The sequence below is a fragment of the Paenibacillus sp. FSL M7-1046 genome, assembly GCF_038007405.1.
In the GTDB taxonomy this organism is placed as follows: domain Bacteria; phylum Bacillota; class Bacilli; order Paenibacillales; family Paenibacillaceae; genus Paenibacillus_AQ.
In genome coordinates this window covers 2,288,038-2,307,024 of record NZ_JBBOXB010000001.1, presented here as the reverse complement: position 1 = coordinate 2,307,024, position 18,987 = coordinate 2,288,038, and the positions used below count along the sequence as shown (strand labels likewise).

Below are 18,987 nucleotides of genomic sequence, written 5' to 3'. Positions count from 1 at the left end.
TAGGACAAGCTAACTAAACAATGTTATAATATAAGGATATGGGGTTATGTCATTTTGGACAAAACCAGGGCCATATAACCAATCTTCTTGTCTTTACAGTCTATGTAACGAAGACATTGGCGGAAAGGGCATTTACCCCTGACTGTGCCAAAAGAAATGAATATAGAAGATATAAATCTATAGTGTTTAATTGTGCTGCTTTTGTGAAAGTAATATAATAAAGGGTAGCGGTTTTTAACTGAAGGAGGTCCAGCAACTCATGGCTGAACAAAATAACCCGCAAATCAAAGATCGGGACATTGGTGAGGAAATGCGCGAATCCTTTATGGATTACGCAATGAGCATCATTGTAAGCCGGGCTTTGCCAGATGTGCGGGACGGACTCAAGCCTGTTCACCGACGCATTTTGTTTGCGATGTCGGAACTTGGAATGTCTCCGGATAAACCTCACAAGAAGTCAGCGAGAATCGTCGGTGAGGTTATCGGTAAGTATCATCCTCACGGGGACTCCGCTGTTTATGAGACGATGGTACGGATGGCGCAGGATTTCTCCATGCGCTACATGCTCGTAGACGGTCATGGGAACTTCGGTTCCATTGACGGAGATATGGCGGCAGCAATGCGGTATACCGAGGCACGCCTGTCCAAAATCGCCGGAGAGATGCTTCGCGATCTCAACAAGGAAACAGTTGATTTCGCACCTAACTATGATGGTGAAGAGAATGAACCTGTAGTTTTGCCTGCGCGTTATCCTAACCTGCTCGTTAACGGGGTATCCGGGATCGCTGTAGGGATGGCTACCAACATTCCTCCGCATAATCTGGGTGAAGTCATTGATGGCGTACAGGCGATGATCAAGAATCCAGAGATCACACCTATGGAGCTTATGGAATATATTCAAGGGCCGGATTTCCCTACAGCGGGCTATATTTTGGGCCGTGAAGGTATTCGCCAAGCTTACCGCACAGGACGCGGATCGGTTACGATGCGTGCTAAAGCAACCATTGAGGAGAACAATGGTAAAGCGCGGATCATTGTGCATGAACTGCCTTATCAGGTCAACAAAGCGAGATTGGTTGAAAAGATTGCAGAATTGGTACGTGAGAAACGGATCGAGGGAATAACCGATCTTCGTGATGAGTCCGACCGTAACGGTATGCGCGTTGTAATTGAGATGCGGCGTGATGTCAATCCAAGTGTCGTACTCAATAACTTGTACAAACATACTGCCATGCAATCTACATTCGGTATCAATATGCTGGCTATTGTAGGCAACGAGCCGAAGATCCTGAATCTTCGCGACGTGCTGTATCACTACTTACAGCATCAAATCGAAGTTATCCGCCGGCGGACGATCTTTGATCTGAAGAAGGCTGAGGCACGGGCGCATATTCTGGAAGGTCTGCGTGTTGCACTGGATCATCTGGATGAGGTTATTGCGCTGATCAGGGCTTCTCGTACGACGGATATCGCCCGTGAAGGCTTGATGGAAACATTCAGCCTCAGTATTGAGCAGGCTCAAGCAATTCTCGATATGCGGATGCAGCGCCTGACCGGATTGGAACGGGAAAAAATTGAGAACGAGTATAATGAATTGCTAGTCAAGATTGCCGAGTATAAGGAAATTCTGGCCAATGAGCATCTCGTGCTGGATATCATCAGCAACGAGCTTCAGGAAATCCGTGATAAATTTTCGGATGACCGCCGCACTGAAATCACGGTCGGCGAAGAAAGCATTCTTGACGAGGATCTGATCCCGCGTGAAGAGGTTGTCATTACGATTACGCATACCGGTTATATCAAACGTCTGCCGGTGAGCACGTATCGCAGCCAGAAGCGTGGAGGCCGCGGTGTGATCGGGATGGATACCAAGGATGAGGATTTCGTGGAGCATCTCTTCGTGAGTAATTCCCATAATTACCTCATGTTCTTTACCGATAAGGGCAAAGTTTACCGGATCAAGGCGTATGAGATTCCTGAGCTCGGACGTACTGCACGGGGGACGCCGATTATCAACCTGATTCAAATTGAACAGGGTGAGAAGATCAGTGCAGTTATCCAGGTAGAGGAAGCGGATAGCGACAAATACCTGTTCTTTGCTACCCGCGAAGGGATCGTGAAGAAAACGCCGCTTGAAGATTATAACAACATCCGCAAAGGCGGATTGATTGCCATTAATCTTCGTGAGGAAGACTCCTTGATCGAAGTTAAGCTGACAGACGGAGAGCAGAATCTGATTATCGGTACTGCCCGCGGCATGTCGATTACCTTCTCCGAGAACGATGTACGTTCTATGGGCCGCAGTGCAACAGGGGTCAAAGGGATTAACTTGGACGACAATGACCATGTGATCGGAATGGACTGCGTGGACAAGGAGCTTGAGGTGTTGATCGTAACGACTAAGGGTTACGGCAAGCGTACACCTGCCAGCGACTATCGTTCACAAACCCGTGGCGGTAAGGGGATCAAGACCATTAATCTTACGGATAAGAATGGACCGGTTGTTGGCTTGAAGGTTGTTAAGAAAGACGAAGACCTGATGATCATTACAACGAGCGGGACCTTGATTCGTACGAGTATGGATGGGATCTCTACCATGGGCCGTTATGCGCAGGGCGTTAAGCTGATTAATATCCGTGAGGATGATGCAGTAGCTACCCTTTGCAGAGCCGATAAGAATGAGGAAGACGAATTGTCCGAGCTCGAGGACGGCGAAGAGGGCCAGGTTACAGCAATAGATGAAACTGCTGAAACTACTGAAGCCGCTGAGCCTGAAATGGACGCCGGCAATGACGAGGATATTCTCGAATAGCACCCTATAAAGAGAGCACAGGTTTCTTATAAGAAGCCTGTGCTCTTTTTTTGCTTTCTAATATAATTTTTATGGATTGCCGATACACTATCTAGCCGCTTGCAACTATCCATACTATAATTAGAGAATCAAATACTCCGGTGCTGCCTGGCGGCACACCAGTTAGCCGGTAATGTTCAGTCTCTATATAGAGCAGCATTCCTGAGCGCAAGTGTCATGAAGTAGAGGGGCTGAGTGGATGCCAAATATATCCGTAGCAGAAGTTAAACCAGGTTCAAAAGTTATTAAAGATGTAGTTACCCCTTTAGGAGGAGTATTATTTCCCAAGGGAAAAATAATACTGCCACGCGACGTTGAGATTCTGCAGGCTTTTTTAATTCAACAGGTGGAGATTGAAGGCAACCAGGGAGAGGCCGTACCTGCTGAAAATGTTAAAGCAGCCGCGAAGACGTTGCCAGTCAAGGCAGGAACACTCATTAATGAGTCAGTGCTGGCCAAAAGCAATTCCTCTTTACATGATGAATATGAGAAGATGCTGATTTTGATTAAGCAGAGCTACCGTTCTGTTGCTGCTGCCTCGATACCCATTTTTGAATTACGCAGTCAGTTGGAAGCATTGATCGGCAATTTAAAAGATTATCATGTCTTGAAGTTTGCTCCACGGATTCTGCATGATGAAGATTATAACTATCACAATGCAGTGCTGTCGGCATTAACCTGTTATAAAATCGCCCAGTGGTGCGGATATCCGCAGAAAGATTGGATGCAGGCTGCATTTGCCGGTTTGCTGCATGATATCGGTAACGTTAAAGTAGATGGGGCACTGCTGCACAAGCCGACCCCGCTGAATGGAGCGGAATTAGAAGAAGTCCGCAGACATACCACTTATGGATACCAGCTGCTGAGAAATGTTACAGCTATTAACGAAGGGGTTAGACTTGCGGCACTTCAGCATCACGAAAAAATAGACGGTACTGGTTATCCGCTCCATCTGGAGGGCAGCCAGATTCATGTCTACGCCAAGATCGTTGCTGTGGCTGATATCTTTCACGCCATGACCCTGGAGAAGGCTTACAGAAAGGCTCAGTCGCCTTATCTGGTATTGGAGCAGCTACAGACCGAAAGCTTCGGTAAGCTGGATCCGGTTATCGTTCAAACCTTTATTCAGAAAACAACAGATCTCTATAATGGCACAAGAATACGATTAAGCGACGGGCGTCATGGAGAGATTATCTTTACAGACCGCAGCAATCCTACCCGCCCTATGGTGCAGGTGGAGGGAAAAATCGTCAACCTGATGATGGAACGTGAGCTATACATTCAGGAGATCATTGCCTAACCCAAGGGATGAGTCCAATGAAAGCTTTGTTATCGCCCTTTATGCTGGTGCTTTTGCAGTAGGGGGCGGTACAAGCTGTTTACTCTAGAAAGAATTTTATAAATAATGCTTGCAATGTAGAACCATACATGATATATTCTATTTCTGGCCGCGAAACATCAACGCCGGGCTCGAAAAAGAAGTTGAAAAAAAGAGCTTGCATTGATCGACTGGGTGTGATATATTATAAGAGTTGCTGGTGACGAGATAATCGACACTGACAACGAGCTTGATCTTTGAAAACTGAACAACGAGTGAGTATGGAAATCACGCAAGTGAGATCCAAAATTAGAGAATGTAAATTCTCGTCAGATGTTTCAAATTGAGCAATCGCTCTTTCTAAATACCAATTTGGAGAGTTTGATCCTGGCTCAGGACGAACGCTGGCGGCGTGCCTAATACATGCAAGTCGAGCGGAGTTATGAAGGAGCTTGCTCCGGATTAACTTAGCGGCGGACGGGTGAGTAACACGTAGGCAACCTACCTCTTTGACTGGGATAACTACCGGAAACGGTAGCTAATACCGGATAATTCCTTTGTTCACATGGACGAAGGATGAAAGGCGGAGCAATCTGCTACAAGGAGATGGGCCTGCGGCGCATTAGCTAGTTGGTGGGGTAACGGCCCACCAAGGCGACGATGCGTAGCCGACCTGAGAGGGTGAACGGCCACACTGGGACTGAGACACGGCCCAGACTCCTACGGGAGGCAGCAGTAGGGAATCTTCCGCAATGGGCGAAAGCCTGACGGAGCAACGCCGCGTGAGTGATGAAGGTTTTCGGATCGTAAAGCTCTGTTGCCAGGGAAGAACGTCCGGTAGAGTAACTGCTACCGGAGTGACGGTACCTGAGAAGAAAGCCCCGGCTAACTACGTGCCAGCAGCCGCGGTAATACGTAGGGGGCAAGCGTTGTCCGGAATTATTGGGCGTAAAGCGCGCGCAGGCGGCTATTTAAGTCTGGTGTTTAAACCTTGGGCTCAACCTGAGGTCGCACTGGAAACTGGGTGGCTTGAGTACAGAAGAGGAAAGTGGAATTCCACGTGTAGCGGTGAAATGCGTAGATATGTGGAGGAACACCAGTGGCGAAGGCGACTTTCTGGGCTGTAACTGACGCTGAGGCGCGAAAGCGTGGGGAGCAAACAGGATTAGATACCCTGGTAGTCCACGCCGTAAACGATGAGTGCTAGGTGTTAGGGGTTTCGATACCCTTGGTGCCGAAGTTAACACAGTAAGCACTCCGCCTGGGGAGTACGGTCGCAAGACTGAAACTCAAAGGAATTGACGGGGACCCGCACAAGCAGTGGAGTATGTGGTTTAATTCGAAGCAACGCGAAGAACCTTACCAGGTCTTGACATCCCTCTGAATCCATTAGAGATAGTGGCGGCCTTCGGGACAGAGGAGACAGGTGGTGCATGGTTGTCGTCAGCTCGTGTCGTGAGATGTTGGGTTAAGTCCCGCAACGAGCGCAACCCTTGACTTTAGTTGCCAGCAGGTAAGGCTGGGCACTCTAGAGTGACTGCCGGTGACAAACCGGAGGAAGGTGGGGATGACGTCAAATCATCATGCCCCTTATGACCTGGGCTACACACGTACTACAATGGCCGGTACAACGGGAAGCGAAGCCGCGAGGTGGAGCCAATCCCAGCAAAGCCGGTCTCAGTTCGGATTGCAGGCTGCAACTCGCCTGCATGAAGTCGGAATTGCTAGTAATCGCGGATCAGCATGCCGCGGTGAATACGTTCCCGGGTCTTGTACACACCGCCCGTCACACCACGAGAGTTTACAACACCCGAAGTCGGTGGGGTAACCCGCAAGGGAGCCAGCCGCCGAAGGTGGGGTAGATGATTGGGGTGAAGTCGTAACAAGGTAGCCGTATCGGAAGGTGCGGCTGGATCACCTCCTTTCTATGGAGAATCGTTTCCTGCAATGGAAACATTCAAATCGGAAGTATTACTTCCAAAACTCAGGTTTAGGCCTGTTACTCACTCGTTGGTCAGTTTTGAGAGTTTAAGCTCTCAAGTAACACCTTGATCCTTGAAAACTGGATACCGAAACGAATTTGCGTTTTAGAACATCTTTTAGCTGAAGCTTGTGTGAACAAGTTTTAATTAATAGTGATACTAAGCGAAGGTTTTGGATTGTGAGCGACTTTTGGCTTTAAACAGACTAGCGGACAGAGTGATCTGGAAGCGCTGTTTAAAACAAGATGAGCGAATAAGCCAATACCAGAGCGATTGGTTAAGCTAATAAGAGCACACGGAGGATGCCTAGGCGCCAGGAGCCGACGAAGGACGTGGCGAACAACGAAACTGCCTCGGGGAGCTGTAAGCAAGCTTTGATCCGGGGGTGTCCGAATGGGGAAACCCAGCTGTGGTAATTCGCAGTTACTTCTCTCTGAATACATAGGGGAGATAGAGGCAGACCAGGGGAACTGAAACATCTAAGTACCCTGAGGAAGAGAAAACAATAGTGATTCCGTCAGTAGCGGCGAGCGAACGCGGAACAGCCTAAACCAAGGGGCTTGCCCCTTGGGGTTGTGGGACGTCTCACATGGAGTTACAAAGGAATATGGTAGGCGAAGAGGTCTGGAAAGGCCCGCGATAGAGGTAAAAGCCCTGTAGCCTAAACTGTGTTCTCTCCGAGACGGATCCCGAGTAGTGCGGGGCACGTGAAACCCCGTATGAATCCAGCAGGACCATCTGCTAAGGCTAAATACTACCTGGCGACCGATAGTGAAACAGTACCGTGAGGGAAAGGTGAAAAGCACCCCGGAAGGGGAGTGAAATAGAACCTGAAACCGTGTGCTTACAAAAAGTCAGAGCCCTATTAATGGGTGATGGCGTGCCTTTTGTAGAATGAACCGGCGAGTTACGTTTAACATGCAAGGTTAAGGTGAGAAGCCGGAGCCGCAGCGAAAGCGAGTCTGAATAGGGCGACTGAGTATGTGGACGTAGACCCGAAACCGTGTGATCTACCCCTGTCCAGGGTGAAGGTGCGGTAACACGCACTGGAGGCCCGAACCCACGTATGTTGAAAAATGCGGGGATGAGGTGGGGGTAGCGGAGAAATTCCAATCGAACTCGGAGATAGCTGGTTCTCCCCGAAATAGCTTTAGGGCTAGCCTCGGTGAATGGAGTGGTGGAGGTAGAGCACTGATTGGGTGCGGGGCCCGCAAGGGTTACCAAGCTCAGTCAAACTCCGAATGCCATTAACTTCTTGCCGGGAGTCAGACAGTGAGTGCTAAGATCCATTGTCAAAAGGGAAACAGCCCAGACCATCAGCTAAGGTCCCCAAGTGTGTGTTAAGTGGGAAAGGATGTGGAGTTGCACAGACAACCAGGATGTTGGCTTAGAAGCAGCCACCATTGAAAGAGTGCGTAATAGCTCACTGGTCGAGTGACTCTGCGCCGAAAATGTAACGGGGCTAAACACACCACCGAAGCTATGGCTAGATACTATGTATCTGGGGTAGGGGAGCGTTGTATGCAGGTTGAAGGTGTACCGTAAGGAGCGCTGGACAGCATACAAGTGAGAATGCCGGTATGAGTAACGAAAAGATCAGTGAGAATCTGATCCGCCGAAAGCCCAAGGTTTCCTGAGGAAGGCTCGTCCGCTCAGGGTAAGTCGGGACCTAAGGCGAGGCCGAAAGGCGTAGTCGAAGGACAACAGTTTGAAATTACTGTACCACCGTAATCCGCTATGAGCGATGGGGTGACGCAGGAGGGTAGTGACGCGGACTGATGGATGTCCGTCTAAGCAGTGAGGCTGGTGTGTAGGCAAATCCGCACACCATTAAGGCTGGGCTGTGATGGGGAGCGAAAATTATAGTAGCGAAGGTCATGATCTCACACTGCCAAGAAAAGCCTCTAGTCAGGAGAAGGTGCCCGTACCGCAAACCGACACAGGTAGGCGAGAAGAGAATTCTAAGGCGCGCGGAAGAACTCTCGTTAAGGAACTCGGCAAAATGACCCCGTAACTTCGGGAGAAGGGGTGCCTCGGTAGGGTGAATAGCCCGAGGGGGCCGCAGTGAAAAGGCCCAAGCGACTGTTTAGCAAAAACACAGGTCTGTGCGAAGCCGCAAGGCGAAGTATACGGGCTGACGCCTGCCCGGTGCTGGAAGGTTAAGGGGAGCGGTTAGGAGCAATCCGAAGCTGTGAACCGAAGCCCCAGTAAACGGCGGCCGTAACTATAACGGTCCTAAGGTAGCGAAATTCCTTGTCAGGTAAATTCTGACCCGCACGAATGGCGTAACGACTTGGGCGCTGTCTCAACGAGAGATCCGGTGAAATTTTAATACCTGTGAAGATGCAGGTTACCCGCGACAAGACGGAAAGACCCCATGGAGCTTTACTGCAGCTTGATATTGAATTTGGGTACGATCTGTACAGGATAGGTGGGAGCCGTAGAGGCAGGAGCGCAAGCTTCTGCGGAGGCGCCGTTGGGATACCACCCTGATCGTATCTAGGTTCTAACCTAGTGCCCTAATCGGGTACGGGGACCGTGTCAGGCGGGCAGTTTGACTGGGGCGGTCGCCTCCTAAAGAGTAACGGAGGCGTTCAAAGGTTCCCTCAGAATGGTTGGAAATCATTCGAAGAGTGCAAAGGCATAAGGGAGCTTGACTGCGAGACCAACAAGTCGAGCAGGGACGAAAGTCGGACTTAGTGATCCGGTGGTACCGCATGGAAGGGCCATCGCTCAACGGATAAAAGCTACCCTGGGGATAACAGGCTTATCTCCCCCAAGAGTCCACATCGACGGGGAGGTTTGGCACCTCGATGTCGGCTCATCGCATCCTGGGGCTGAAGTAGGTCCCAAGGGTTGGGCTGTTCGCCCATTAAAGCGGTACGCGAGCTGGGTTCAGAACGTCGTGAGACAGTTCGGTCCCTATCTGTCGTGGGCGCAGGAAATTTGAGAGGAGCTGTCCTTAGTACGAGAGGACCGGGATGGACGTACCGCTGGTGCATCAGTTGTTCCGCCAGGAGCATGGCTGAGTAGCTACGTACGGACGGGATAAGCGCTGAAAGCATCTAAGCGTGAAGCCCCCCTCAAGATGAGATTTCCCAATTAGTAAGACCCCTTGAAGACGACGAGGTAGATAGGTTGGAGGTGGAAGTGCAGCAATGCATGGAGCTGACCAATACTAATCGGTCGAGGGCTTATCCAACAGTAAGACGCAGATTCGTTTCGGATTCAGTTTTCAGGAATTAAGGTTCCTGAAGCATTTACGCTGTAAATGCCCGTTTGGTGGCGATAGCGGAGGGGTTCCACGCGTACCCATCCCGAACACGACCGTTAAGCCCTCCAGCGCCGATGGTACTTGGACCGAAGGGTCCTGGGAGAGTAGGACGCCGCCAAGCACACAAAGCCATTGTTGAGTTTCTCAACAGTGGCTTTTTTGTTATTTAGATTGCAAGGGATAGGTATAGAGGAGCATGAATTTATAAAACGCTTACAATGGAGTGACATTTTTGTTACCGACGCCACAGCAGATCAAAGTATAATAGAAATGTGCAAATATTAAGAAGAACCTTAATACGAATGAACTACTGATAAATTCTAAATTTGAATTTTCTTGCGTCTTTAGATGCATGGTAGAGGTAAGGAGGATTTAAGGTATGAAGCGAACCCGGCCCTTGTGGATATTATTTATTGTTTCTATAGTTTGTGTAATGCTGGTTGGTTGCGGTACGAAAGAGCCTGCCTGGGATGCCTTTGAGGGTGCACTTAACGAAAAAAGCTTTCCGGTACCTAAGGATGCTAGCTCTCCTGATCGGACCACTACCAATGTCGCTATGGATTATGTTCGTTATTCATTGCCCGGACTTAAAGAAAAGGAAGGCGTTGCAGAGCCTTATTTGGAAGCTATCAAGGCTTGGGGATGGGAAGAACAACAGGATGATGATTCAGGAAGCTCCCGAGTCTTTGAGAAGGATGGACTCACAGTTCACCTAACGATCCATGATGACTATTTCATTGTGATGATTCCGAAGGAGAAGAAAACATAGTTAAAGAGCTGGAGTGTAAATAAATAACCGCCGTCCTAATAGACGGCGGTTATTTATTGTAGGGTGAGCATTTCATCGCTGTATGTATGTGGCTTGTTGATTACTGAGAGTAATAGGAAACATCAGTGGATGTGAACTTAAGCATACCATTTTTCTCTTCACGATTTAGTCTCAGCAGCGTATAAAGACGGGGGAAGAGCACCCATAGATGACAGATGATCAAGGATACTGTAAATGCCGGCGGAGACCATACAATAAACAGTGCGGCGATGCACAGGCCGATCCAGAAGTTATGCATCTGTACTTTACGGAAGATGCCATAGCTGATGTATTGATCAGGCATATAACCAAGCCATGGCAGGCGAAAGGATAATTTCCACCGCTTGGCGATGGGATGCCCGGTAATGACCAGAACTGACCGCGAGATTACATATTGAATCCATATCACAACAGGTGCGGCAATAATCATGAACAGGATACTCCACCAGGAAAGGAACACTGTTTCCAGCACTACGAAAAAGAGGGGGAGCGCAATATATATCCGCAGCTTAACAGGCGTGAGATTAATCTTTTTAATAAGCTTGTATTGATAGAATGTGGCTGCGCCTTTGGTGTTAGATTCCATAAAGAAAGGTTTGACCTCCTCACTTAGTTCTCATGTTACTAATATCGGCGAATGGCAGCAATTTATTAAACTTCAGCATCAGGTTCACCTTTAGATAAATGACGGAATATATATATTATAAGCCTTGAAGGATAGGAAAAAACTATGAAAAGGTTTAAAATGATAGAAGGTGTAACATACTGTTCTTAAAAGAGTCAAGGTGGGATGGTAATGGAACAGCAACCCGGACAGCCCTGCATCATTTGCGGACAAGTGAAAGAGGAAGGTATTGTGATTGTCTCGCATTTCATTTGTGAGGATTGTGAGAGTGAAATGGTGCATACAGAGGCAGAAGATGCCAAATACCGTTTTTTTATTGGACGGATGAAGAAGATTGGATTACAGAAGAACGCTTGAGCAGAACACAGGTATGGAATGAAGATGGGGTAAAAAGAGCAGGCGGTGGTTATGTGTCGCGTTGGCTGCATAAGAAGGCTTCAATATAACGGCTTCCCCGTCTTAAAGGGCGGGAGGAGCCGTTTTGTTGTCGTGAAGAGGCTTTTGTGCAGAATAATAGGCGTTTGCACATATTTGCGTTAAAATAGAAGGTAACCCCCAGGGAAGGAATAGATCATGAACAATTTACAGCCTGGCAGGGCACCTGTATACGAAATGTTGGAACAATATAGAGTAAAGGGTAATATATCTTATCATGTGCCGGGCCATAAGAATGGTGAGGCTTATAGCGGATTCGGGGGCGCAGGATATCTGGATGAGATCATGAAATACGATGTCACAGAGATTTCCGGAACAGATGATCTTCATCATCCTGAAGGGGTGATTAAGGAAGCACAGGAGCTGGCAGCGGATTGTTTTGGGGCGGAAGAGAGTTTTTTTCTCGTTGGCGGCAGCACTGCCGGTAATCTTGCCCTCATCCTGACGGTATGCCCCCAGCCGGGAATGATCATGATTCTGCAGCGAAATGTGCATAAATCGGTCATTCATGGACTAATGCTGGCGGGTGTTCAGGCAGTTTTTCTGGAGCCGCTGCTGGATACGGACAGCGGCCTTGCGGTCGCTCCTGCGGCTGAGACGGTGCAGGCTGCCTTGGCAGCCTATCCGGAAGCCGCAGCTGTGCTGGTCACCATGCCGAATTACTACGGCATGGGCAGCGACCTGGCGTCCCTCGCGCAGATCTGTCACGACAGCAGCGTTCCGCTGTTGGTTGACGAAGCGCACGGGGCGCATTACGGACAGCACCCCGCGCTGCCGGCCGGGGCGCTAATGTGCGGCGCGGACGGCGTAGTGCAGTCCACGCACAAGATGCTGCCGGCGCTCACCATGGGCGCCATGTTGCATGTGCAGGGCCCGCGGCTTGACCGCACCCTGCTTAGGCAGCGGCTCGCGATGGTGCAGAGCTCCAGCCCATCCTACCCCGTGATGGCTTCGCTCGATCTGGCCCGGCGGCTGGTGCACAGCCAGCGCGCCGCTGCCTTCACGGCGGGGCTCGCCGCCGTAGACGTCCTGCGGCGCGGCCTGGCGCAGCTGCCGCGTTATGGGCTGCTGCAGCCAGCGGTGCCGCTGCAGCCTTCCGGCGGGGCAGGTGCAGCCGCCGGCACGGGAACGCCGCCGCATAGCGGGGCGGCGTACAGCATGCAGGACCCTTTTAAGGCCGTCATTTATGACGCCGCCGGGGTCCTGGGGGGCTTCGAGCTGCAGCGCAGGCTCGAGGAGAAGGGCATCGTTCCGGAGATGAGCGATGCCCGGCACGTAGTGCTGGCCTTCAGCCTCGGCTCGAAGGCTGAAGATGCCGCAGCGCTGCTGAGCGCGCTGCAGGAGATTGATGCGGACAGGCCATGCCCGGTGCCGCAGGCATCCGCGGTGTCCAAGGCTGCTGCGGAGCAAGCACCCGCAGCAGCCTTGGCTGACAGCCAGGCAGAGGGAAGGAAATCTCCTCACAGCAATAATTCCACGTGGAACAATTTCACCACGTCTCTGATTTCAGCTCCGGTTCCGTTCTCTTTACGGCCGGTGCTTGAAAGTGAAACAGAAAGTATCCGCTTGGAATATAGTATAGGAAGAGTGGCGGCAGAGATGGTTATTCCTTATCCGCCGGGCATTCCACTGCTCTATCCGGGCGAGACAATAACCGAAGCCATATGCAACCGGCTGAGTGGTCTCAGTAAAGGCGGAGCCAAATTTCAGGCCTGCGCTGATCCGGTCTTACAGCATATCAAGGTATACAACATTCAGAAGGGCGGAGAAGTATAAGTGGCACGAGAAGGTTTCTTCATTACTTTGGAGGGAGGCGATGGCTCGGGAAAAACAACGGTACTGGGCCGGGTGGCGGCATATTTGCAGAATCACTCCATGCCCTACAGGATTACGCGTGAACCCGGGGGGATTGAAATCGCCGAGAAGATCCGATCCATTATTCTGGATCCCGCCCATACTGCTATGGATGCCCGGACGGAAGCGCTGTTGTATGCAGCGGCAAGAAGCCAGCATTTGGCTGAAGTAGTTGAGCCTGCACTCAAGGACGGGATTACCGTACTCTGTGACCGGTTTGTAGACAGCAGTCTCGTGTATCAGGGTTATGCGAGAGGACTTGGCATTGAAGAGGTCTGGAGCATTAACCGCTTTGCCATTGGCAGCCGGATGCCGGATCTAACCTTCTATCTGGATGTGGACCCGGAGGTGGGGCTGTCACGGATTGCTGCCAATCAGGAACGGGAAGTGAACCGCCTTGATTTGGAAAATCTGGCTTTTCACCAAAAGGTTCGTGAAGGGTATCAGCTCGTTATTGCATCAGATCCTCAGCGGATTGTTGTCCTTGATGCCAATCGTCCGATTCATATGGTTGAACAGGATATCGTTCGTACGCTGAAGGAGCGCATTTTAAAGGATTTTTAAGGCGCTTTGTCTAATACTACTTAGGTGTGAACTTTTCACATCACCTTTGGAGAGGTAACACTCCAATGTATCGCCTACAAAACTTTTAGGAGGGAACGAAGATGAACTTAATCATCGCAATTATCCAGGATAAAGACAGTAACCGGTTGTCCAGTGAGCTGGTCAAGGCAAACTTCCGTGCAACCAAGCTGGCCAGTACAGGCGGATTTCTGCGTGCAGGGAATACCACATTTATGATTGGTGTAGACGATACTCAGGTAGATGCTGTACTTAGTGTTATCCGCAATAGCTGCAAAGTGCGTGAGCAGCTTGTTACTCCGGTAACTCCTATGAGCGGTACGACGGATTCATATTTACCACTTCCTGTAGAGGTACAGGTAGGCGGAGCAACAGTATTCGTGCTTCCTGTTGATCGTTTTGAGCATTATTGAGCATAATACCGGTGCAATCCCATGATAAGGACGGTAGATACCTTTGAAAATCAATCCGGGCTACAGGCCCCTAAAAAGCGAGCTGCCGACTAACGAAGAAGGTAGAAGGCCCATTCAGCAAAAATCATTCACTGATGTATTCCATCAGCAGGGTGAACAGAAAACGATAGATGAGCTTAACCGCCAGATTAAAGATATCCAGCAGCAGGGCGATCGGCTATCCAAATCCATGACGGTCCGCGAGCTGGCGATTTACCGCAATATGATCAAAAAGTTTCTGGAGGAGACTGCGCGCCGCGGAGTCATTCTGAAGGATACGAAGGGCTGGGACCGTCGCGGCAGGAGTAAAAGGTATAAACTGCTGGAGGAGATCGATGCCGCGCTGCTGAACTTGGCGGATGACTTGCTGGAAAGTGAGCATGGCCGTATTGATCTGCTGGGACGGGTTGGAGAGATCCGCGGAATGCTGATTAATCTTGCTTTTTAAAAGAGTTGGAGGAATTTATGCCTTTTCATGATATATTAGGCCAGGAGGATGCCAAACGCCTGCTGCAAAATGCATTGCGCAAAGAAGCGGTCAGTCATGCCTATCTGTTCACCGGACCTTCCGGGAGCGGACAAATGAAGACAGCGCTGATGTTCGCACAAGCCATATTTTGCACCGCGCTCAAGGACGATGCCTGTGGGGAATGCCTGGAATGCCGCAAGGTTGAGCATGGCAACCATCCGGATTTAACCCTGCTGAAGCCCGAAGGGGCAAGCCTTAAGATCGATCAGATCCGTGAGCTGCAGCGTGTTTTTTCTTACCGCTCGGAAGGAATTAACCCGAAGGTTTATATTATAGAAGGAGCGGATAAAATGACGGTGCAAGCCGCCAACAGTCTGCTCAAATTTTTGGAGGAGCCACCTGCTCCGGCAGTAGGCATTTTAATCTCCGACAATAGCAGTTCCCTGCTTCCAACGATCCAGTCAAGGACTCAGCGTATTCCGTTTAGTCCGCTGCATCCGGATATTATGCTCCAGGCGTTATCCGGCGAGGGGGTTCCCGTGCCGCTAGCCCGGTGTGCAGTGTCGCTGACTTCAGGTCTTGATGGCTGCAGGGAACTTTTGGCACAGAATTGGTTTGCAGAAATGAGAAATCTAGTGTTACAATTAGCTAAGGAGTCTTTGGGCAAAGGCAGCACTGCGGTAGCAACCGTAGGGCAGAAGCTGTTCAAGGCCGGGCTCGGTGAACATTTGGATATTCTTTTCAGCATGTTCCACCTTTGGTTTAAAGATATGCTTTACTTCCTGTACCGAAGACACGAAAGCATCGTTTTCATAGATCAGTTAGACTTTATTTCCAGACATGCCCGTCAGCGGAGTACGGAACAATGGGTGGCTTATATGGAATTCGCGGCGGAGAGCAAGCGGAGGCTCCGGTCCAATGCCAATGCCCAACTGTGTCTGGAACAGTTCTTAATCCGACTGGAAAGTTAAAGGGTTAGTTATGATATATCCTCTATATGTCGCTTCAGCCTGGAAGTATGGGTTTAACGGATAAGGAAGGACAAGCATGGATCACCAGAGAGCGGACTTGCTTAAGGGTTCCTTTACCGGCAAACAAGGGGGTTAATTTTTGTACAGCGTAGTAGGTGTCCGCTTCAAAAAAGCGGGTAAAATATATTATTTTGATCCGCTTGATTTCCCGATTGAACGCGATCAATGCGTTATTGTTGAGACGGCAAGAGGGGTCGAATACGGTAGAGTTGTCGTTGGCAAAAAAGAGGTGCAGGAAGCGGATGTTGTATTGCCTCTCAAGAAGGTCATGCGTATTGCCGGAGAAACCGACGCACGTGTGGTTGAAGAGAACAAAGGTGCAGCCAAGGACGCTTTTACCACCTGTTTAAATAAAATTCGCGATCATGCCCTCAAAATGAAGCTTGTGGATGTGGAATTCACGTTTGACCGCAATAAGATTATTTTTTATTTCACTGCCGAGGGCCGCGTCGATTTCCGCGAATTGGTCAAGGACCTGGCAAGTATTTTCCGTACCCGGATCGAGCTGCGGCAGATTGGTGTGCGTGATGAGGCTAAGATGCTGGGTGGTCTGGGGCCTTGCGGACGAGTGTTGTGCTGCTCTTCCTGGCTTGGAGATTTCGAGCCGGTATCGATCAAGATGGCTAAGGATCAGAACCTTTCGCTTAATCCGACAAAGATCTCGGGTCTGTGCGGACGGCTGATGTGTTGCCTGAAGTTTGAGCATGATAATTACGAAAGCACGAAGGAAGAAATGCCGGCGGTAGGCAAGATTGTCGTAACCTCACTCGGTGACGGCAAGGTGGTAGGAATTAATGCCGGAACCCGCACGGTTCATGTACAGCTGTTTGAAGTGGGCAAAGTTAAGGAACTTCCAATGGATGATGTTGTCGTCAAGTAAACCATATAAGGTTACTTTCGGGGTGGAAACTTGGAGAAGATAAATATATTTGCACACATGCAGGAGATGGAAGCGCAGATGGAAAGCATGCGCGCAAGTCTCGAAGATTGGAAACAGACGGTTAAGGAACTGATGGAAACCAATCAAAGGCTTAGTCTGGAGAATGAACAGCTCCGCAAAATATTGAAGAGGGACGCACCTTTGGACCCTGCCGTTGATACTGCGGAGGCGGAAGCTCTTTTGACCGCCAGAGAGGGAACAGAAGAGGTAGTTGGGGAAGGTTATGACAATCTGGCCCGGCTGTATCATGAAGGCTTTCACATCTGCAATGTCTATTTCGGCCATTTGCGCACAGAAGGTGATTGTCTGTTCTGTCTTTCTTTTCTTAATAAATGAGGATATCCAGCCGTAGGAGATTTACGCCTACGGTTTTTTTTGAATTTAAGGGCGCAGACTGATGAAAGCGGGCATAGGTTCAGGCAAAACTAAGCGTATGCTTCCGAAGCGAGTTTTGTTTCGCAGGATTTCATTGAAGTGTATGCTCAACAAAACTTTTAGGAGATTACAATGACGAATTTTTCTAACGAAATACCTGTTCCTTTACTGCCAACGGAGCGGGTGGATGATTTATTGACTCATGATCTGCGGATTATTCAGAGTGATGAAGTGTTCAGCTTCTCGATGGATGCCGTACTGCTGGCCCGGTTTGCAGGTATACCGCCACGCGGCAGAGTACTTGATCTTTGTACTGGCAATGGAGTTATTCCGATACTGCTCACTACACGAACCAAAGCTTCTATAGAAGGTATTGAAATTCAGCCCCGTTTGGCGGATATGGCCCGCCGTAGTGTAGCCTTAAACGGCCTGCAGGAGCGGATTAAGATACATGAAGGGGATTTGCGTGAACTGCATAATGAGGCTGGATACGGTGTATACGATGCGATTACCGTTAATCCGCCGTACATGCCGCTTAACGGAAGCGATCTCAAGCTGAATACACATCAAGCGATGGCCCGCCATGAGCTTGGCTGCACGCTGGAAGAGGTGATTCAGGCATGTGTAAGACTGGTCCGCACCGGAGGCAAGGTAAGTATGGTACACAAGCCACAGCGTCTGGTGGATATTATCAGCCTGATGAGACAAAACAGACTGGAGCCGAAGCTGATTCGTTTCGTGCATCCAAGAGCGCATTTGGAAGCCAATATGGTATTGATTGAAGCTGCACGCGATGGAAAGCCTGAGGTGCGTTTACAACCGCCGCTGATCGTATATAATGAGGACAATCAATACTGTCCGGAAATTATGGATATTTATTATGGAAACAAAGAGGGTAAATGATGACTATAACATGCCAAAGCAGCTTTCAAAATAACAATGATGGAATTAAACCGCCAGGATGCGGTTGTCTTTATCTGGTCGCTACGCCAATCGGCAATCTGGAGGATATAACTTACCGTGCGGTCCGCACTTTAAAAGAATGTGATATTATTGCCGCCGAGGATACAAGACAGACGCGTAAGTTACTGAGCCATTTTGAAATTACGCCTTCCATGCTGTTCAGCTATCATGAGCATAATAAGGCTGCCAGTGGACCGGAACTGATCCGCTATATAATAGAAGGTAAAAATTTGGCGCTTGTCAGCGACGCCGGTCTGCCGGCAATTTCCGACCCTGGAGCAGATCTTGTAGCACTGGCCGTCAGCCACCATATTCCGGTCATTCCGATCCCCGGAGCTAACGCGGCTTTGTCAGCTTTGATCGCCTCCGGCTTGCCGACCACAAATTTTACCTTTGTCGGGTTCCTGCCCAGGGAGCGTAAAGATATCCGTAGTGTATTATCCGCTGTTCGTTCTGTGCAGGGGACTTTGCTGTTCTATGAATCGCCGCACCGGGTAGCCAAAACCTTGGTTCATCTGCAGGAGGCATTCGGCAACCGCCGGGTAGTACTGGCCCGTGAACTGACAAAACGTTATGAGGAGTTTCTGCGCGGAACGATTGAGGAATGTTCTGCTTGGCTGGCCGAACATCCGCCGCTTGGCGAATATGTAATCGTGGTTGAAGGGGAAAGCAAAGAAGAGGCTGAGATTGCTGAATCCTCCTGGTGGCGTGAGCTCAGCATTGAGCTGCATGTCGCTCACTATGAAAACGCAGGAATGGCACGGAAGGAAGCTATGAAAAAAGCCGCCGCAGACCGTGGCTTGGCCAAACGCGATATTTACAATGCATTGTTGGACAGGGAGTAAAGGGCATTTATCTTCGTAAAGCGATTCCCGCAGGGAGAGCGGGCAAAAGCAGAAAAAGCAGCTCACCAGCCAGCAACCAGCAAGCGCTAAAGTCACTGGCCCGTGCCACCGTATAGCGATTCCCGTAGGGAGAGCGGCTTTATCGCCCAAACGTTGCATGGGAGCGCCTTCGCGCAGCCGCCA

14 protein-coding genes and 3 rRNA genes are annotated in these 18,987 nt (G+C 49.8%); 16 read left to right on the top strand and 1 reads right to left on the bottom strand.

Annotation, left to right across the window (positions count from 1 at the left end; all coding sequences use genetic code 11):
* Positions 1 to 259: 259 nt before the first annotated feature.
* The 6 genes from gyrA to NYE29_RS09970 all read left to right on the top strand — a co-directional run bounded on the left by gyrA (position 260) and on the right by NYE29_RS09970 (position 10,194).
* Positions 260 to 2,812 carry a DNA gyrase subunit A gene (gene gyrA / locus NYE29_RS09995; protein WP_038584303.1) on the top strand — a complete coding sequence of 851 codons (2,553 nt, stop codon included), beginning with the start codon at positions 260 to 262 and terminating at the stop codon, positions 2,810 to 2,812.
* Positions 2,813 to 3,050: 238 nt separating this feature from the next.
* Positions 3,051 to 4,151, top strand: a complete 1,101-nt coding sequence (locus tag NYE29_RS09990; RefSeq protein ID WP_038584306.1) for an HD-GYP domain-containing protein — start codon at positions 3,051 to 3,053, stop codon at positions 4,149 to 4,151.
* 387 nt (positions 4,152 to 4,538) lie between these two features.
* A 16S ribosomal RNA gene (locus NYE29_RS09985) occupies positions 4,539 to 6,094 on the top strand.
* Between the two features lie 332 nt (positions 6,095 to 6,426).
* A 23S ribosomal RNA gene (locus tag NYE29_RS09980) occupies positions 6,427 to 9,353 on the top strand.
* A 76-nt stretch (positions 9,354 to 9,429) separates the two neighbouring features.
* A 5S ribosomal RNA gene (gene rrf, locus NYE29_RS09975) occupies positions 9,430 to 9,546 on the top strand.
* The 16S, 23S and 5S rRNA genes sit together here, the layout of an rRNA operon.
* Before the next feature lie 258 nt (positions 9,547 to 9,804).
* Positions 9,805 to 10,194, top strand: a complete 390-nt coding sequence (locus NYE29_RS09970; protein WP_340895732.1) for a hypothetical protein — start codon at positions 9,805 to 9,807, stop codon at positions 10,192 to 10,194.
* A gap of 100 nt (positions 10,195 to 10,294) precedes the next feature.
* Here the strand turns inward: NYE29_RS09970 and NYE29_RS09965 are convergent, their stop codons facing one another.
* A complete protein-coding gene (locus tag NYE29_RS09965; RefSeq protein ID WP_340895730.1) occupies positions 10,295 to 10,819 on the bottom strand; it encodes a hypothetical protein in 525 nt (174 codons plus the stop codon).
* Between the two features lie 210 nt (positions 10,820 to 11,029).
* On the opposite strand from NYE29_RS09965, the gene NYE29_RS09960 reads away from it, so the two are divergent.
* The 10 genes from NYE29_RS09960 (at position 11,030) to rsmI (ending at position 18,804) form a co-directional block, all read left to right on the top strand.
* The gene (locus tag NYE29_RS09960; protein ID WP_038584317.1) at positions 11,030 to 11,215 is read left to right on the top strand and encodes a sigma factor G inhibitor Gin; all 186 of its coding nucleotides are present in this window, start codon (positions 11,030 to 11,032) and stop codon (positions 11,213 to 11,215) included.
* Between the two features lie 216 nt (positions 11,216 to 11,431).
* Positions 11,432 to 13,069, top strand: a complete 1,638-nt coding sequence (locus tag NYE29_RS09955; protein WP_340895726.1) for an aminotransferase class I/II-fold pyridoxal phosphate-dependent enzyme — start codon at positions 11,432 to 11,434, stop codon at positions 13,067 to 13,069.
* Entirely contained in the window at positions 13,070 to 13,711 is a 642-nt protein-coding gene (gene tmk / locus NYE29_RS09950; RefSeq protein WP_038584324.1) for a dTMP kinase, read from the top strand.
* A 101-nt stretch (positions 13,712 to 13,812) separates the two neighbouring features.
* Positions 13,813 to 14,142 (top strand): cyclic-di-AMP receptor, encoded by a 330-nt coding sequence (locus NYE29_RS09945; protein ID WP_038584327.1) that lies wholly within the window; start codon positions 13,813 to 13,815, stop codon positions 14,140 to 14,142.
* A 43-nt stretch (positions 14,143 to 14,185) separates the two neighbouring features.
* Positions 14,186 to 14,629 (top strand): YaaR family protein, encoded by a 444-nt coding sequence (locus tag NYE29_RS09940; RefSeq protein ID WP_038584331.1) that lies wholly within the window; start codon positions 14,186 to 14,188, stop codon positions 14,627 to 14,629.
* A gap of 17 nt (positions 14,630 to 14,646) precedes the next feature.
* Complete coding sequence (gene holB, locus NYE29_RS09935; protein WP_038584334.1) at positions 14,647 to 15,621, top strand: DNA polymerase III subunit delta'; 975 nt, start codon at positions 14,647 to 14,649, stop codon at positions 15,619 to 15,621.
* A 139-nt stretch (positions 15,622 to 15,760) separates the two neighbouring features.
* Positions 15,761 to 16,561: a PSP1 domain-containing protein gene (locus NYE29_RS09930; protein ID WP_340895716.1), complete on the top strand. Its 801-nt coding sequence runs from the start codon at positions 15,761 to 15,763 to the stop codon at positions 16,559 to 16,561.
* A 30-nt stretch (positions 16,562 to 16,591) separates the two neighbouring features.
* Positions 16,592 to 16,957, top strand: coding sequence for an initiation-control protein YabA (locus NYE29_RS09925; protein ID WP_340895714.1), 366 nt, complete (start codon positions 16,592 to 16,594; stop codon positions 16,955 to 16,957).
* A 171-nt stretch (positions 16,958 to 17,128) separates the two neighbouring features.
* On the top strand, positions 17,129 to 17,899 hold the full coding sequence (locus tag NYE29_RS09920) for a tRNA1(Val) (adenine(37)-N6)-methyltransferase (protein ID WP_340895711.1): 771 nt from the start codon (positions 17,129 to 17,131) through the stop codon (positions 17,897 to 17,899).
* A complete protein-coding gene (gene rsmI / locus NYE29_RS09915; protein ID WP_340895709.1) occupies positions 17,899 to 18,804 on the top strand; it encodes a 16S rRNA (cytidine(1402)-2'-O)-methyltransferase in 906 nt (301 codons plus the stop codon). The genes NYE29_RS09920 and rsmI overlap by 1 nt, the downstream gene beginning before the upstream one ends.
* The last annotated feature ends 183 nt before the right edge of the window (positions 18,805 to 18,987 follow it).

Excerpts from the sequence above, each read along its gene's own strand:
- NYE29_RS09990 (WP_038584306.1), top strand. The coding sequence starts at position 3,051 with ATGCCAAATATATCCGTAGCAGAAGTTAAACCAGGTTCAAAAGTTATT.
- gyrA (WP_038584303.1), top strand. The coding sequence starts at position 260 with ATGGCTGAACAAAATAACCCGCAAATCAAAGATCGGGACATTGGTGAG.
- rsmI (WP_340895709.1), top strand. The coding sequence starts at position 17,899 with ATGACTATAACATGCCAAAGCAGCTTTCAAAATAACAATGATGGAATT.
- NYE29_RS09920 (WP_340895711.1), top strand. The coding sequence starts at position 17,129 with ATGACGAATTTTTCTAACGAAATACCTGTTCCTTTACTGCCAACGGAG.
- NYE29_RS09970 (WP_340895732.1), top strand. The coding sequence starts at position 9,805 with ATGAAGCGAACCCGGCCCTTGTGGATATTATTTATTGTTTCTATAGTT.
- NYE29_RS09960 (WP_038584317.1), top strand. The coding sequence starts at position 11,030 with ATGGAACAGCAACCCGGACAGCCCTGCATCATTTGCGGACAAGTGAAA.
- NYE29_RS09965 (WP_340895730.1), bottom strand. The coding sequence starts at position 10,819 with ATGGAATCTAACACCAAAGGCGCAGCCACATTCTATCAATACAAGCTT.
- NYE29_RS09955 (WP_340895726.1), top strand. The coding sequence starts at position 11,432 with ATGAACAATTTACAGCCTGGCAGGGCACCTGTATACGAAATGTTGGAA.
- NYE29_RS09945 (WP_038584327.1), top strand. The coding sequence starts at position 13,813 with ATGAACTTAATCATCGCAATTATCCAGGATAAAGACAGTAACCGGTTG.
- holB (WP_038584334.1), top strand. The coding sequence starts at position 14,647 with ATGCCTTTTCATGATATATTAGGCCAGGAGGATGCCAAACGCCTGCTG.